The organism is Leptospira wolffii serovar Khorat str. Khorat-H2 (assembly GCF_000306115.2).
Lineage (GTDB): Bacteria > Spirochaetota > Leptospiria > Leptospirales > Leptospiraceae > Leptospira_B > Leptospira_B wolffii.
This window is the reverse complement of sequence record NZ_AKWX02000004.1, coordinates 740,985-756,814: the sequence shown is the minus strand read 5'-3', so window position 1 is coordinate 756,814 and position 15,830 is coordinate 740,985. Positions and strand designations below refer to the sequence as shown.

The window sequence follows — 15,830 nt, the reverse complement described above, 5'->3', positions numbered from 1 at the left end:
CTTTTTTACTCTCCGTTTAGAAATAGAGTCTCTTCTTTCTCGTTATCTTCCTCTTCCGATACGCTGTCTAGGGATTTGCGAACCTTGGCTCCTAATTTGCGTATATTCTCCGCTCGGGATAGCAGATTGCCCCTGCCTCCTTTCAATTTTCCTAATACGGAATCGTAGTTGTCCTTGGACTTCTCTATAGATTTTCCCAGGATTTCCAACGCGGTGACGATTTCAACGATCTTGTCGTACATTTTTCCGGATTCTTCCGCGATCTGTTCCGAGTTCTTGTTTTGCTTTTCCTTTCTCCAAAGATTGGCGACCATCTTGAGGGAAACCATGAGAGTGGAAGGAGTCACGATGAGTATATTCTTGGCGTAAGCTTCTTCCAGGAATTTAGGGTCGGTGCGAACCGCCTCGTAATAGGAAGGCTCGACCGGCAGAAACATGAGTACGAAATCCAAGGATTCTATTCCGTACATGGATTGGTAATTCTTCTTAAAGAGTCCGTTCACATGATCGTATAGACTTTTGAGATGCTTTTGCAGTGCCGCCTTCTTCGTGTCTTCCGTTTCGGAGGAAGAATATTCCACGTAGGCGGTGAGGGACACTTTGGAGTCGATGACTATGGATTTTCCCGAAGGAAGTTTAACCACGATATCGGGTCTCAAGCGACCGTCTTCGGTTTGCACCGAATCCTGGGCGATATATTCCCTGCCTTTTACGAGCCCGCTATTTTGTAGGATATTCTCCAGAATTCCCTCTCCCCAATCCCCTTGGGTCTTGGAGTTCCCTTTCAGAGCGGAGGCTAAACTCTTGGCGTCGTCGGAAAGAGTTTTATTCATTTCTAATAGATTATTGATTTGGGCCTTAAGATTGGCTGTGTCGTCCTTCTGTTCCTTATGCGATTGCTCCACCTTGGTTCCGAATTTTTCGATCTCGTCCTTAAAGGGTTTGAGAATATCCGTGAGTTTTTCCTGGGTTTGCAGATTGAACTTCTGGGAATTATCCAGCAAGGCCTGGTTGGCGAGATTTTTGAATTCTTCCTTGAGCTTGGTGATCATGGTTTCGAATTCTTTTTTTTGGGTTTCCACTCTTTCCTTGAGTAGATCCGATTCTTTCTTGGTCGCCTGCCAAGCCCCTATCGCCTGGGTGTTTTTCTCGGTAACGACTTTCAGTTCCGATTCTAGTTGGGAAATTCTTTCCTTGGAGCGATTCTCGTTCGCGACGAGACCCGCCTTTTCCATTTTTAATTTTTCGTGATCCGCCGAAGATACGCCTGAATCCTGGCCGTACAATTTCTTGGCCACGAAAAAGGCCAGGCCGAATCCGACTAATATCCCGACGAGCAACGCAATCGAATATTCCATACTTCCTCCTTTTTGAATCCTTGGGGATTCCGGGAAATCCATTTCCAGGATAGGATTTCTATTTTATACGCCCCCCGGACAAATCCGGGGGAGAAGAAGGAGAAATGCGAAGAATTTTCGGTCCGACCGAATTTTCTCAAAGGCAACTTAGCGTTTTTTCTTTTTGTGAGGGGGACGGTTATTCTTTCTAGGATCGAAACGATTCTTCTGTTTATGATCGGGTTTACGGGAATCCTTGCCTTTCTTTCCGGAAAAGCGGCCTCCTCGGTTCCGGTCTCCCCTGTCCCTATCCGAACGATCTCTGGGGTCCCGATCGAAACTCACATTGTCGTCATAAGTTTCGGTTTTATCTGCGAGAGCCAGTTTGAATAACGCCGCGGCCAGATTCTCCGGGCTGATTCCTTCCGAGCTTAGGTTCTTTACGAGTTTTGCATATTCCGAAAGATCTCCTTCCGTCGCCACTTCCTGGACGATATGCGCGAATTCCTTGAATTTTCTCTCGTGGATTTCGGAGACTTCCGGCACTTTTCCTGGTTCGAGTGAGAATCCGTGCTCGTCTTGGATTCTACGTAATGTCTTCAATTCCTTATTGGAAACGAAGCTGAGAGCGATCCCTTTCCTGCCCGCACGACCGGTTCTACCGATTCTGTGGATATAATCCTCGGAGTCCCTGGGCATATCGTAATTGAATACGGCCTCTACATCGCTCACGTCTATCCCTCGTCCGGCCACATCGGTCGCTACGAGTACGCTCACGGATCCCGTACGGAAGCCGGACATGACCTTGTCCCTTTGCTTTTGAGAAAGGTCTCCGTGAAGTCCCTCGGCGAAGATCCCTCTGGATTTCAAAAGTTCCACTTTTTCGTCCACTCGGACTTTCGTATTACAGAAAACTAATGCAACTTTCGGATTATGGAAATTGAGAAGACGAACCAACGCCTCTTGCTTGGCGTTTTCCCTGATTTCGAAATAGATCTGTTGGATCTTTGGGCGCTCCGATTTGCCTCCGGTCACATCCACCGTTTTGGGGGAATTCTGGAATCTTTTCGTGATTCCCATGACCTTGGGGGAGAGCGTGGCGGAGAATAGAATGGTTTGTCTGACTTCCGGAACTTCGGAGAGGATGGTTTCCATATCCTCTAAGAATCCCATGTCCAGCATCTCGTCCGCTTCGTCCAGGATCACCATTTGGATTTCGCTAAGATCCAGGGTCTTTCTTCTCATGTGATCCATGGTCCTACCCGGAGTTCCTACGATCACCTGGGGCCTTTTCTTAAGTGCCTTGAATTGACGGCTGATATCCTCCCCGCCGTAAATCGCTACGACGGAAAAGTCTTCCATATATTTTCCTAATTTCTTATATTCTTCGGCAACTTGCACTACGAGCTCTCTAGTAGGGCAAAGTACTAGAATTTGAGGGCTTGAGATCTCCTCGTCCAGAATTTCCAAACTAGGAATCGCGAATGCCGCGGTTTTACCGGTTCCCGTACGGGAATGTCCGATGATGTCCTTTCCGGAAAGAATAAGGGGAATGGCTTCCGCTTGTATTGTGGAAGGCTCTTGGAAGCCTAAATCGGTGACTGCTTTCAGGATTTCGTCCGAAAGGTCCAGGTCTTGGAATGTTTTCTTAGATTTCAAAGGGGACTCCTAGGCGGTTCTTTCGCTCTCGCTAGGGAATCTGATCCGTAAAGAGGGAGAGTTTAGAGCCAATCCTAAGGGTTTGCCGAGGTTATATTACGTGGCGTGTGCGGTTCGACTCTTGCTTTAAATGCGCCGTTTCTTCCATGAAAACGGAAGGGCTTTTGCGGCATAGCATTAAAGGTTATTACTTTTTGCCCGCATTCATATACTTCTTCTTTAAAGCCTCGGGAAATTTCTCTATTGAATAACGGAGCATGGTTCGAGGCATGCGTTCGGCGTGCTTGTCTAGAAAATCTGTCTCTACCTTAAGATCCCTATTCCCCACTTCTCTTAGCATCCAACCGGTCGCTTTATGGATTAAATCCTCCTTATCCGTTATCAGCAGCTCCGAGATACTCAGCGTATCCCTGAAATCTCCCTGGCGAATGAAGGAATAGGTCGCAATGACGGATATCCTACGCTCCCAAAGGTTCTTGGATTTAGCCAGTTTGTATAAAAGGTCTCTTTTTTTGTCCCTAAGATAGTCTCCGATCATTTCCCTGGAGGAAAGGTCTACGATGTCCCAATTGTTAACATATTTTATGTTTTTCAGATAGAAGGAATGTAATTTTTTACGATCCGCTTCCTCCGACTTGGAGAATGTCTCGCAGAGTATGAAGAATCCGCAAAGCCTTTCCTCGTGGTATTTGGAGCTTACGATTTTTTGCAGCTCCGTTAAAGGAAGTCCCCGGAACTCCTTGGAGATTTTCCGTATGGGAGGGACCTGAATTCCTAGGAAAATATCCCCTTCTCCGTATTCTCCCTTTCCGTTTTTGAAAAAACCGGAAAGAATCTCGACCTTTTTAGGATCGGCGTGGGATCGAATTTCGCGGATCACTTCGGAGGCCTTTTTGGAAGCCCCGGGAAATGCGGAGGAAATTTTTTTAGAGGAGATTTTCCTTTTGGGAGTTCGGGAGGCCATGCGAACAATGAGTCTATCTCGTTCCGGCATTTACAAGCGATTCTCGGGAGGATAAGCGTTCCTAACAAAAGGCAAAGTTTTTTCCGGTTTTTGCACTTGCCAGAGAGAGCCCGCCCCAAATCCTATTTTTAAGGCTTCATAGTGATGAATCGGAAACCTCTACATAATATCTATAGCAAGGACATCCTACGTAAAAAATTGGAGTCCGAAACTTTTAAGAGAATCACTCTTTCTTTTTATAGATATGTGATCCTGGAGGACCTCCAAAATTTTAGAAATGAACTGTATCGGGATTGGGAAGCCTTGGGAGTGCTGGGCCGGATCTATATCGCGAGGGAAGGAATCAACGCGCAGCTTTCGGTCCCGGAACATAATTTTCAAAAGTTCCGCGAAGACTTGGATTCCAGGCCGCCGTTCAAGAATGTTCCCTTTAAGATCGCTGTAGAAGAGGAGAAGGGTTCCTTTCTCAAATTGGATATCCGCGTTCGCAATAAAATTGTGGCGGACGGTTTGGACGACGGCTCCTTCGATGTGACGAATGTGGGAACACATCTAAGCGCGGAGGAATTCAACAAAAAGTTGGATTCCTCCGACACGATTCTCGTGGACGTTCGCAATCATTACGAATCCGAGATCGGATATTTCGAGGGCGCCATTCTGCCCCAAGCGGACACTTTCCGGGAGGAGCTTCCCATGATAGTGGATATGCTCCAGAACGATAAGGATAAAGAAATCGTAATGTATTGCACCGGAGGAATCCGGTGCGAGAAAGCCTCCGCATTCATGAAGCATCACGGATTCAAAAACGTATACCAACTTCACGGCGGAATCATAGCATACGCCGCCGAGGTGAAGCAAAAGGGTCTGGAATCCAAATTCAAAGGAAAGAATTTCGTATTTGACGGAAGGTTGCAGGAAACGATCGGAGAAGAGATCGTAAGCGAATGTCACCAATGCGGAAGCAAATCCGCGAGACACGTGAATTGCGCGAACCCGGGCTGTCATATTCTATTCATTCAATGCGAAGCTTGTGCGGAAAAATTCGCCGATTGTTGTTCCGAAGAATGTAAGGACATCGCCGCGATGAGTCCGGAAGAGCAGAAAAAAATGAGAAAGGGAAAGCAGACCTCCAACCAACATTTTTCCAAATCCAGGATTCGCCCCAAGGTATTCGAACTCTACAGGGAAAAATCCGTTTAAAAACAGCTCTTCTTCTCGCGAAAAAACCGAATTAGTTGTAATAAAGTCTATTACAATCGGTCTAAGAATCATATTCCCTCCGGGAAGATTTTCGGAGCTTCGTGAATTTCCGAATTCTTCCCTTGAAGTAACGGGGGTTTTGAATCGAATGGGCAGGATTTCCCGAAAAGACTTCATTATAGGAACGGGCGGAGTTCTACTCGGCGGATTCGCATTACGTAATATTCTTAAGGATATCAAGGGAGAAGGAACTATGGAGAAGCTTCCCGTATACTTCGTGGGACACGGAAGCCCGATGAACGCGATCGGAGAGAACGATTTGACCAAGGGTTGGAAAGCGAGCGTCGCGAGTCTTCCTAAGCCGGAAAAAATTCTAAGCATCTCCGCGCATTGGTTCACTCGAGGACAGTACGTGACCGCGATGGATCACCCTAAGACAATCCACGATTTCTACGGGTTCCCTCAGGAACTATTCGATGTGCAGTATCCTTCTCCCGGTTCTCCCGAGTTGGCCAAGGAAATTTCCCTCCAGAAATATTCCGAGGAACCGACCGGTTTGGATTATAATTGGGGTTTGGACCACGGTACCTGGAGTGTTCTCAGGCATATGTATCCCGAGGCCGATATTCCCGTAGTGCAATTGAGTATAGACGCGACCAAGCCTGCTATCTGGCATTACGAATTCGCGAAGAATCTTTCCAAGCTAAGAGAGAAGGGGGTCCTCGTTATGGGCAGCGGAGACTTGGTGCATAATCTGCGTCTTTACGATTGGAGAAACGAGAATAAGGTTCCGGATTGGGCCCTGGAAGCGAACGAGACCTTTAAGTCTCTCATCCAAAAAAGGGACGCTACGAGTCTCGCTAATTACCAGAACTTGGGGACCGCGGCTCAGATGGCGATTCCTACACCGGAACATTATCTACCAATGTTATACGCTCTCGCCTTGGCGGAAAAGGACGAGGAGATTTCCTTTTTTAACGATATTATCCAAAGTTCGGTTTCTCTTACGAGTATGAAGATCGGATAAGCGGGCGGATCAGGCGTCGCCGGATTTTAGAAACTCGATCGCGTCCTCAAGCCTATCGTCTCCCCAAAAGAGTTCGTTTTTAACGATAAAGCTAGGAGCTCCGAAGATTCCTAGACCCTTTGCAATTTCGGTATTTTTCCGTAGAAGATCCTTATTTTCTTGGGTCTCCGAAGCGGAGAATATCTTTTTCGGATCCAACCCGAGAGTTCTTAGTATTTCCTCTAAGTTGGATTCTTCTCCTATATTTTTGCCCATCGAGAATTGCGCTTTATAAGTTGCTAATATGAAATCGTAGACCCAATCGGATCCTAAAAATGCGGTCGCGATTCTTGCGGCTTTCAATCCGTTTTGGGGAAAGGTTTCCGGTTTTCGAAAAGGTAGGCCGTATTTTTTACATCTTCTTTCCAGATCTTTCCACATATAACGGCCCTTTAGTGGAAATAGATTGAAAGGAGAATCCTGCATTCCTTGGTCCTTGAAAATGGGGCCGAGCAGAAACGGCTTCCATTCCAGTTCTAAATTTTCGGACCGAGTCAAATGTCGGATTCTTCCTACGGAAAGATAAGAATAGGTGCTTGCGAACTCGAACCAAAATTGGATCTTTCGAGAAGAATCGGACATATTTGCTTCCTTCGAATATTCTTATTTAACTTTCCGCCTTTTCCCTTCCCCATATTGCGGCAAGGCCTAATCCGCTGATCAGATGCCAGACTCCCCACCATGCGGCGATCAGCGCCATGGATCCGATTCCTTGGAAGAATGTGAAGATCAGAATGAGACCTAGCCCGGAGTTTTGAAGCCCGGTTTCTAGGGAGATCGTTTTTCGATCCCTATGTCCCAATCCTACGATCCAGGCGGCGAGGTATCCCACGAGTAGGGCCGATCCGTTATGTAGAAGGACGATCCAGAATAGATAACCGACATGATCCAGGAAGGATTTCCAGTTCCCTATAAGAGCGACTAGGATGAAAAGTCCGAGTAATACGGTGGACGCGATCCTAAGAGGTTTCTTGAGGGAGGAGGCGAATTTGGGAGCGAAGCGATTCGTGGCCGCTCCGAGTAGTAATGGAAGAATCAATATTAGAAAAATAGAAAGGAAAACGTCGATCGGATTCAGGCTGATCTCCTTCAGTCTGTCCGCCGCCGGGGCGTATAACTTTCCCCAAAAGAAAAAGTTGAATGGTGTGAAAAACCAAGCCAGTGCCGTGGTGGTCGCGGTTAGGGAAATGGAAAGTGGCACATTCCCTTTGGAAAGAAGGGTGATGAAATTCGACATGTTTCCCCCAGGACAGGCGGCTACAAGTATCATGCCTAGTGCGATGCCGGGATGAGGCTTTAATATGTACAAAAGCCCGATTGTCACCGCAGGTAAAAGTACTAGCTGGGAAAATAGACCGATGAAGGCCGCTTTGGGTTGTTTCCTCAGATTCGTAAAATCGGAAAGGGTCAATTCCAAAGAGACCCCGTACATTACGAAACCTAGACAAATATTCAGGACAAAAAGTCCGGTTTCGCTGAAATTCAAACGCACTAAATCAAAGTCTTGCATATGCCTCGGTTAGGATCCGAGGACCCTTTCCTGGTTTTATATTTTATAAAAATCTAATCCGTCCAAGTGACCAGAATTTCCCTAGGGCCGGAGAAGGGGAGCCTACCGTGGGAAACCGAATAATTGTCTATGAGCAGAACGTCTCCCTGCTTCCAGGGAAATACGGAGAGATGCTTCCAAAATGCGTCGTTGACCTTGCGGATTTCCTCCGGGCTGATCTCGGTTCCGTCTCCGAATACTACGTTGGTGTCCTGGTCTTCCGGTTTTACGAACCATTTCTTGAGGGCGGTCAACAGGACTAGAACCAAGGATAAAATCGCGCTTCTGGGAGTCTTTTGGTAGTTTCTGATTTTGCCGTATTCGATTTTGGCCGCATCTTGGTGGAATACTTGGCTATGGTTATGCCAGGCTTTGGTTTTGGCTTTAGGATGTATTCTCACCGCGACCTGCTTATTGGTAAGCTTGAGACCGTCTTCTTCCAGCCATTCCACCTGGAATCTTTGTTTGGCCGCGATCTTTTCCACTTCTTTCTTATCCGTGGTGGAGAACATCTCGTCCCATCTTTTGGTCTTCCAAAAGCTATAGCGGGAGGCCTTGGGTCCATCGTATTTGCGGATGTATTTCACTCCCTTTGTTTCAAATTTTTTTAATAAAGAAGGTTCCATATCCTCGTATATTTTACGAAGATCCGCGAGAGGAGTTTCTCCCTGAGCGGATGTGGGAACCGAGCAGAAAAACATAAGCTTGCGGGGAGGCTTGTCCAAAAAACTCATCTCTGCGTGTTGCATGATCGGGTAATGAGGAGGAAGTTCGCTAGCGGTATGTACGAATTTAGTGACTCTGTTCCGGGGAGAAGTTCCCAAATAGTCCGTCTTCAGATTCTTATCCAAACTTAACGCAATGTCTTCGAATTCTTGGGCGGAATGAACGGAGAATCCTCGAAATAGGATCGCACCGTACTCCAAAAGATCCTCCGCAATGGAGTTCTTATTCTTATTTGCCCACGCGGGTAAAAAGCCCGGTTCCAAGGCATCCGTATCGCCTGGACTATACACCCTTGGGAGTTCCTTTCCCGGAAAAAAAGATTTTTCCACACGCCCTAATCCTTTCGGCTTAGTTTTGTTCGGCGATACTTTCCGGATTTTGCTTTTGGGAATACTTGTGCTTTTCATTGGATTCTCCCGAAAAAGGATGAAACTTTTATACGAGCGAGACTCGTTCAGCGCAAGCCTTTTCAATCGTCGATTCTTCCTTCAATCGGTCCAAGCCACAAGAATTTCCCTAGGGCCGGAGAAAGGATGTCTACCGTGAGACGCCGAGTAATTGTCTATAAGTAGAATGTCTCCCGTCTTCCAAGAAAAAACCGATAGGTTCTTCCAAAACGTATCCACGACTTTTCCGATCTCCTTACTTGTGATGGGAGATCCGTCCCCATAGGTGGCGTGAACATCCAGATCTTCGGACTTTCGGGTAAGTTTCGTCCATAAAGTGAGAAGGGAAAGAGTGACAGCCACTCCCAAGCCTCTTAAGGTCTTTTGACGCTTTAGAATTTTCCAATATTCTAAAGCTGGAGTATCGACGTGGAAGGTTTGGCTATGATTATGCCAGGCGACCGTTTTTGCGATCGGATGTTTTCTGATTCCGACCTGGACGTTCGTGAGTTTCAATCCGTCTTCTTTCAACCATTCCACCTGAAACCTCTGCTCTGCGGATTTTTTCTCCACTTCCTTCTTGTCCGAAGTGGAAAACATTTCGTTCCAGCGCTTGGTCTTCCAGAGGCTGAATCGGGAGGCTTTCGGCCCGTCGTATTTGCGAAGATATCTGACTCCTTTCGTTTCGAACTTATCCCGTATCTCCGGATCCAGATCGGAGTAAATTTTTCTAAGATCCGCGATCGGAGTTTCTCCGAATTTTTCCGGCGCTTGTTTAGCAAAGAAGAATAGCTTACGCGGAGGTTTGTCCAGAAAACTCATCTCTGCGTGTTGCATGATCGGATAAGCACCCGGAAGTTCGCTCGCGGTATGTACGAATTTAGTAATGCGATCCCGAGGGGAGGTTCCTAAGTATTCGTTCTTTAGATTCGGGTCGGTCGCCAACGCCACGTCTTCGAAATCCTGGGGGGTCTTAACGTCGAATCCGCGAAATAAAACCGCTCCGTATATTAGAAGGTCACGATTGACTTCTTTCCGATTGGCCTTTACCCAAGCGGGTAGGAACGCCTTCTCTCTCGCCTTTTGGTCTTTGGGACGATAGACAATAGGCAGGGAATTTCCCGGAAAGAAGCTCTTCTCCACTAGTTCCGGTTTCGATTTTCCGGATTTTGAAGAAGCGCCTCGCAACGACTTCGGTTTTGCGGCGGATATGGGTTTACGCTTCTTTTGGGTTAAAGTAGGCATGGAAGTTCTCCTTGCCTCAGCCTTTTTCCGGGCGGGTTTTTGTCAAAGAAATATTCGTTATAGCGAACATAATATTTATTATAGCGAATATTTTGTGCAATCCTAGAATCGGATTAAACACCCGTGAAATTGCAATTCAGGTAAGGCAAATTCCGCCTTGATCCTTTGCATTTTTAGGAGAAATTCCAATATGAACCACGACTATCGGAGAACGAAAATGATTCCTTCCATTCCATTGACCGTAGGAGGGCCGTCCTTATCCGGACTGGTGTACGGATGTTGGAGATTGCACATGGATCCCGAAGGGGATTCTCCTCAAAGAATATTAGAAAAAATTGAAGTCTCCTTGGAATCGGGGATCCATAGTTTCGATCACGCCGATATCTACGGAGAATACGGTAACGAGGAAAAATTCGGTAAGGCTTTGGCACTTAAACCGGGATTAAAAGACAAGATAACCATCGTTACTAAATGCGGAATTCGTCTCGTTTCTCCCGAAAGGCCCGATGTTCGTCTCAAACATTACGATACCCGAGAAGACTATGTGATTCTCTCCGCGGAAAATTCTCTTAAAAAACTGGGTGTGGAAAAGATCGATCTACTTTTGATTCATAGGCCGGATCCTCTTATGGATCCGGATTCCACCGCCAGGGCCTTTTGGAAATTAAGAAAGGAGGGAAAGGTATTGCATTTCGGCGTTTCCAATTTTACCCCTTCCGAGTTTTCCCTTCTGCAAAGTCGCTTGGATTTTCCCTTGGTAACCAATCAGGTGGAGTTTCACCCTTTGGAAAGTGCCGCTTTGACGAACGGTATTTTTCATCATGCTCAAGAGAGTAGATATAGGCCGATGATCTGGTCCCCTACCGCGGGAGGAAGGATCTTTGTCCCTAAATCGGAACAAGAAAAGAAAGTTAATGATATTTTAATGGATCTTTCCGAGAAGAAGGGAACCTCTCCCGATGCGGTATTATTTGCATGGTACTTGACTCATCCCGCCGGCCTCATTCCTGTGCTCGGAACGAATACGCCGGATCGGATAAGATCCGCGGCAAAGGCGTTCGAAATCCGGTTGGATAGACAGGAATGGTTCGCAATTTTAGAGGCAGGAAGAGCAAGGCCGGTGTCTTGATATCCCGAGGGATTCTTTTTTTGCGAAATTTATTTCATAAATCGGGAAAGAAAATCGACATTAGTTTGTTCTAACGAGGAAGCCTGAGAGAATCTCCTTAGGGAGTTTCGATTCGGTCGGGAAAAACAAATGCCTCGAATTCTCATCCTATTTTTAATTCTTCTCTTTTCCTTTTTCTGCCAAAAGGATTCTTCTCCCGAAGAATCTAGGGCGATAGGCCAATCCGCAAAAAGCGCGGCTCCTACTCCTGCAATGGACCAGCTAAGCGTGGCGGGGGAGGACGCCGATCTTAAGACTGCTCCCGTTCGGGAAAAGAAAGATGCGGCTTCGGAAGAGGCAAAATTATTCTCCAATCCAAAAGTGGGTAATCTCAAGATAGGACGACTACTCGAATATAAGGCTAACTTAAGTTTCACCGTGGAGAATTTCATTTCGGCTCGCAAATTCCTTTTGGAACTTTCGAGCAAATACGGATTCGTTCTAAACGAGAACTTTTATTCTTCCGACGGAGCTTCCCCTTCTTCCATGAACGTTACCTTTCACGTGAGATCTTCCGATCTCTACGAAGTTCTTTTGGAATTAGATAAATTGGGCGCCTTAGTTTCGGAAAACATAGAAGTCGAGGATCATACCGAGTCTTTCACTTTGGAACAGATCCATGCTAAGAGGGAGAGAATACGAGGGGCACGTAGGGGAGAATTAGCAAATCGGGCTAGCACGAAGACCGCCGCCGAAATAGAGGCCTTAGTCGCGGAGTCGGAGGACGCTGCCGATTCCGCCGAATTCGAAAAATGGAAGATCCTGGACCGGGTTTCTTGGGCGAAAATCACAGTCCATGTGGAAGGTCCGAAGAAGCCTAAGTCCGTCGAGGTTCCTAATTTCAGGGACGCTTGGATCGATCTCGTCGAAATAGGTCTCAAACTTCTTCTTCTATTCATCTATATTCTACCTTTAGCGATATTGATCGGACTCTCCGTGTACGGCTTTCGTGCCGCGAGAAACCGTTGGCGCAATAAGTAGAATCATATTATAAAAACAAAAGGAGAACTCGAACGACGGAAAAGCCTGAATTTTGTTTTGCCTTAGGAGGGGCCGTTTTTAGCGTAGAAGAAGAGAGCCCAGAGGATCGAATGAGCAGTCTGAAAGAAGCCCAAGAAGAAATCGTGCAGGAATTTTCCGAAGCCAGCGATTGGGAAGAGAGATATCAGATGTTGATCGAAATCGGCGATACTCTCCCTCCCTTGTCTCCCGAATTGAAAACGGAGGATAGACTGGTGCCCGGCTGTCAGTCTCGGGTCTGGGTCGTTCCGGAAGAAAAGGAAGGGCGACTCTTTATCCAGGCGGATAGCGATTCCGCTATCACCAAGGGCATGATCGCATTGCTTCTGAGGGTATTTTCCGGTCGCACCCGAGATGAGATCAGAGACGCATCCTTGGAATTTCTAAAGGAAATCGGTTTGGATAAGCATCTCTCTATGAGCCGCCGAAACGGCCTCTATTCCATGGTGAATAAAATTAAGAGTTTCTAAAGTTCGGATAGAACGTATACTTAGCGGCCTTACTACACCTACCAATCCGAAGAAGATCCGCCCCCGCTAAAACCTCCGCCTCCTCCGCTAAACGAATCGCTGGAAGAAGAGGAGGAGCCCCAATCCGACCCGGAACTCCAAGAACTCCAGCCTCCGGAAGACCCGTCTCCGCTTCCACCTGATCCTGCGCTCTTTGCCGCTATATAGATAATGCAAAGAAGAACGAAGAATATGACGAGAAGGGGAAGCATTGTTTCGAGAGAGAATCCTAAAATTCCCCCGAACCAATATCCGGCGTAAGTCGCAGCTCCCGCCTGTAATATGCTGAACATTTTACGTAGGAAGATACCTGCGAGAATTCCTATGACGACCAAGGCTCCGATATAAAGTCCGAAATTATCCTCTTCTTCGGAGGATTCGTATCCTGTGTGGGTTTCCGGTTCCGGCAACGGCTCTCCATCGATAAGTCCTATCACTTTGTCGATCCCGGTCTCAATGCCCTCGAAGTATTTTCCCTCTTTGAATAAGGGCCTAACGAACTCGGTTTGGATCCGTTTGCTGCTAAAATCGGTGACGGCTCCTTCTAGTCCGGTTCCCACTTCGAATCTCATCTTGCGATCGTTTTTCGCTATGAGAAAGATGAATCCGTCGTCTATTTTCTTACGACCTATTTTCCATTCGTCGGCGAGCCGGATGGAATAATCCTCGATCGGCTCTTCTCCAGTTGTGGGAATCATTACGATTACCACTTGGCTTCCTTTTCTTTTTTCGAATGCTTTTAATTTGGACTCTAAGGCATCTGTTTGCTCGGAAGTCAGGGTTCCTGTCAGATCGGTGACCCTATGCTCCAATGTAGGTAGCGGAAGCGGATCGGCAAAAAGAGGACCGATGCAAAGGCAGAGGAGGGGGAGAAAAATCCGTTTCATATCATTCTATTCCGAAAATGTAAAGTAATAGGAACCCGATCACTTGATATAAGGCTCGTCGGGCAGCTCGTTCGGATTATGCTTTCCGGCCGGGAAGTGGCGACTTAAGTCCACGGTGAGTTCGGAGATCCCGAGTAAAAGGGCTTCCTTGGGTTTTCCGGACCGGAAACCTTCTCCTATTTTGGAGGCGATGGAGTCCAACCTGTTCTGTCCGATTTTTTTGTAGATTCCGCGATCCGCCAGTATATGGATCTTCTTTTCGGATAATAGAAGGTAGATTAAGATTCCCGAATTTTCTTCCGTGTCCCAAACCCGAAGGAAGGAAAACATCTCGATCGCCTTTTTCTCGGAGGTCACGTTTAGTAATACGTCCATAACGGAAAGTCTGGATTGTATGCAGATACGAAGTTCTCCCCTATGGAAAGATTCCGATTTTTTTACCGCTCGGCCCAGGTCCTCTCGATCGTCCTTGCTGAAATACCTTCCGAGAGGACCCAAGAAAACGGATTCGCTTAGACCTACTGTAAAATTTTTTAATATTCTATTGAATTTACCCATATGATTACCAACCGGAAGAGGCTCCGCCTCCTCCGAAACTCCCTCCCTTTCCTCCTTGGAAAGGAACTTTTTCTTCCTTAGGCGTATCGGACGAGCCGGAACCGGAAGAGCGTCTCGATCGGGAGTTATCCTCCTCTTCTTCTTCTTCGCGCCTTCTCCTCCTCTCTGAATCGTCCGACCAAATAGAACGATTATCGGGGACAGGATGCCGTTTCTGGTAATCCTCGACAAATCGCGTGATTTCTTTTCGATATTTGTATAAGAGAAAGATAAATATAGGATTGATTACGTATAAAAGAAGAAAAGGGAAAATCGAATATTCTTCCTCTTGCTTGGGGGCTTCCTTTTTTTCGAAAGTACTGAATTCCTCCGGATTCGGAGGAGGCAAGGGTTCTCGGTTGATTCGTCGGATGAGTTCGTCTATCCCGGCATCGACCCCCTCGTAGAATTTTCCTTTTTTGAATTTCGGGACTACGTATTCGGTTTGGATTTGTTTTGCCTTAGCATCCGAGACCGCCGCCTCCAAGCCGCGTCCCACTTCGAATCGAAATTTGCGATCGTCTTTAGCGATCAGAAAAATCACACCGTCGTCGATATCCTTTCGGCCGATCTTCCAGGCATCCGCAACCCGTATGGAATATTCTTCTATGGTTTCTTCCGCAGTGGTAGGCACGATCAGCACTACGATCTGGGCTCCCTTTCTCTTCTCGAATTTGCCCAATTTGATTTCCAGATCGGAAATTTCGGAAGAAGAAAGCGTGCCGGTTTGATCCGTCACTCTTCCCTCTATATCCGGAACGGGGATCGATTGGGAAAAAACCGGCCCCGCAATAAGGGCGAACAGAAGAATGGCCCAGATTCTATTCATGGAACTTAGTTGCGTTAAGATTTAGAATTGGACCTGAGGTGGTTTGGAGATTTCCGCCTCGTTCTCCACCGTAAAGTTAGGCTTAGGCCCGTATCCGAACGCCTTCGCGGTGATCACATTCGGAAAAGTTCTTACGGTAATATTGTACTCCTGAACCGCTTTGATATAACGGTTTCTCGCGATCGCGATTCTGTTTTCGGTTCCTTCCAGTTGCGCCTGCAGATCCCGGAAATTCTCGTTGGATTTCAATTCGGGATATTTCTCTACGACTACCATGAGTCTGGATAGAGCGGAACTCATTTGGCCCTGCACCTTATTGAATTGCGCGAATAACTCGGGGTTATTCAGGATTTCGGGAGTCGCTTGCACGGATCCCACGCTGGCTCTGGCTCTAGTGACTTCGATCAGTACTTCCTTTTCCTGGGCTGCGTATCCTTTTACGGTATTTACGAAGTTTGGAATCAGGTCGTTTCTTCTTTGGTATTGGTTCAATACCTCCGCCCAGGCCGCCTTGACCTGCTCGTCTTGGACTTGGATTTCATTATAGCCGCAAGAATTTGCGAATAAGGAGAAGAAGAGGACCAGCTTAAGAATAGCGATCTTACGAAAAATTGAAAAAGTGCCTTGGGACATTCCCACCTCCGATCAGCGGAAATTTTTGGCGGGAATTATCCCTTGGCAACCGGTT

General features: G+C 46.9%; 16 protein-coding genes. 5 read left to right on the top strand and 11 right to left on the bottom strand.

From position 1 onward, the window contains the following. Positions 1–5: 5 nt before the first annotated feature. The 3 genes from LEP1GSC061_RS03445 to LEP1GSC061_RS03430 all read right to left on the bottom strand — a co-directional run bounded on the left by LEP1GSC061_RS03445 (position 6) and on the right by LEP1GSC061_RS03430 (position 3,990). Complete coding sequence (locus tag LEP1GSC061_RS03445; RefSeq protein WP_040507734.1) at positions 6–1,358, bottom strand: DNA recombination protein RmuC; 1,353 nt, start codon at positions 1,356–1,358, stop codon at positions 6–8. Between the two features lie 147 nt (positions 1,359–1,505). Then, entirely contained in the window at positions 1,506–2,996 is a 1,491-nt protein-coding gene (locus LEP1GSC061_RS03435; protein ID WP_016543911.1) for a DEAD/DEAH box helicase, read from the bottom strand. A gap of 187 nt (positions 2,997–3,183) precedes the next feature. Beyond that, positions 3,184–3,990, bottom strand: a complete 807-nt coding sequence (locus LEP1GSC061_RS03430; RefSeq protein WP_016543804.1) for a DNA alkylation repair protein — start codon at positions 3,988–3,990, stop codon at positions 3,184–3,186. Between the two features lie 114 nt (positions 3,991–4,104). Here LEP1GSC061_RS03430 and trhO point away from each other — a divergent pair, with 114 nt between their 5' ends. Continuing rightward, the gene (gene trhO, locus LEP1GSC061_RS03425; RefSeq protein WP_016543721.1) at positions 4,105–5,160 is read left to right on the top strand and encodes an oxygen-dependent tRNA uridine(34) hydroxylase TrhO; all 1,056 of its coding nucleotides are present in this window, start codon (positions 4,105–4,107) and stop codon (positions 5,158–5,160) included. 148 nt (positions 5,161–5,308) lie between these two features. Beyond that, positions 5,309–6,187, top strand: a complete 879-nt coding sequence (gene ygiD, locus LEP1GSC061_RS03420) for a 4,5-DOPA-extradiol-dioxygenase (RefSeq protein ID WP_016543608.1) — start codon at positions 5,309–5,311, stop codon at positions 6,185–6,187. Positions 6,188–6,196: 9 nt separating this feature from the next. Here ygiD and LEP1GSC061_RS03415 read toward each other — a convergent pair whose 3' ends face one another. From LEP1GSC061_RS03415 to LEP1GSC061_RS03400, 4 genes are all read right to left on the bottom strand, one after another. After that, positions 6,197–6,808 carry a 2-hydroxychromene-2-carboxylate isomerase gene (locus tag LEP1GSC061_RS03415; protein ID WP_016544069.1) on the bottom strand — a complete coding sequence of 204 codons (612 nt, stop codon included), beginning with the start codon at positions 6,806–6,808 and terminating at the stop codon, positions 6,197–6,199. A 25-nt stretch (positions 6,809–6,833) separates the two neighbouring features. After that, on the bottom strand, positions 6,834–7,736 hold the full coding sequence (locus LEP1GSC061_RS03410; RefSeq protein ID WP_016544145.1) for a bile acid:sodium symporter family protein: 903 nt from the start codon (positions 7,734–7,736) through the stop codon (positions 6,834–6,836). Between the two features lie 53 nt (positions 7,737–7,789). Then, positions 7,790–8,908 carry a TauD/TfdA family dioxygenase gene (locus LEP1GSC061_RS03405; protein WP_040507727.1) on the bottom strand — a complete coding sequence of 373 codons (1,119 nt, stop codon included), beginning with the start codon at positions 8,906–8,908 and terminating at the stop codon, positions 7,790–7,792. Positions 8,909–8,989: 81 nt separating this feature from the next. Next, positions 8,990–10,132: a TauD/TfdA family dioxygenase gene (locus tag LEP1GSC061_RS03400; protein ID WP_016544026.1), complete on the bottom strand. Its 1,143-nt coding sequence runs from the start codon at positions 10,130–10,132 to the stop codon at positions 8,990–8,992. 217 nt (positions 10,133–10,349) lie between these two features. Here LEP1GSC061_RS03400 and LEP1GSC061_RS03395 point away from each other — a divergent pair, with 217 nt between their 5' ends. The 3 genes from LEP1GSC061_RS03395 to LEP1GSC061_RS03385 all read left to right on the top strand — a co-directional run bounded on the left by LEP1GSC061_RS03395 (position 10,350) and on the right by LEP1GSC061_RS03385 (position 12,790). Then, positions 10,350–11,261 (top strand): aldo/keto reductase, encoded by a 912-nt coding sequence (locus tag LEP1GSC061_RS03395; RefSeq protein ID WP_016543551.1) that lies wholly within the window; start codon positions 10,350–10,352, stop codon positions 11,259–11,261. A 129-nt stretch (positions 11,262–11,390) separates the two neighbouring features. Further along, a complete protein-coding gene (locus LEP1GSC061_RS03390; protein ID WP_016543635.1) occupies positions 11,391–12,281 on the top strand; it encodes a DUF4349 domain-containing protein in 891 nt (296 codons plus the stop codon). 110 nt (positions 12,282–12,391) lie between these two features. Beyond that, entirely contained in the window at positions 12,392–12,790 is a 399-nt protein-coding gene (locus tag LEP1GSC061_RS03385) for a SufE family protein (RefSeq protein WP_016544166.1), read from the top strand. Positions 12,791–12,828: 38 nt separating this feature from the next. Here the strand turns inward: LEP1GSC061_RS03385 and LEP1GSC061_RS03380 are convergent, their stop codons facing one another. From LEP1GSC061_RS03380 to LEP1GSC061_RS03365, 4 genes are read right to left on the bottom strand one after another with little or no spacing between them, the layout of a single operon-like run. Next, a complete protein-coding gene (locus LEP1GSC061_RS03380; RefSeq protein WP_016543422.1) occupies positions 12,829–13,716 on the bottom strand; it encodes a TPM domain-containing protein in 888 nt (295 codons plus the stop codon). A 39-nt stretch (positions 13,717–13,755) separates the two neighbouring features. After that, positions 13,756–14,274 carry a TPM domain-containing protein gene (locus LEP1GSC061_RS03375; RefSeq protein WP_016543929.1) on the bottom strand — a complete coding sequence of 173 codons (519 nt, stop codon included), beginning with the start codon at positions 14,272–14,274 and terminating at the stop codon, positions 13,756–13,758. A 4-nt stretch (positions 14,275–14,278) separates the two neighbouring features. Further along, positions 14,279–15,142, bottom strand: a complete 864-nt coding sequence (locus LEP1GSC061_RS03370; protein WP_016544162.1) for a TPM domain-containing protein — start codon at positions 15,140–15,142, stop codon at positions 14,279–14,281. Between the two features lie 21 nt (positions 15,143–15,163). Beyond that, the gene (locus tag LEP1GSC061_RS03365; protein WP_016543489.1) at positions 15,164–15,775 is read right to left on the bottom strand and encodes a LemA family protein; all 612 of its coding nucleotides are present in this window, start codon (positions 15,773–15,775) and stop codon (positions 15,164–15,166) included. Positions 15,776–15,830 lie beyond the last annotated feature (55 nt).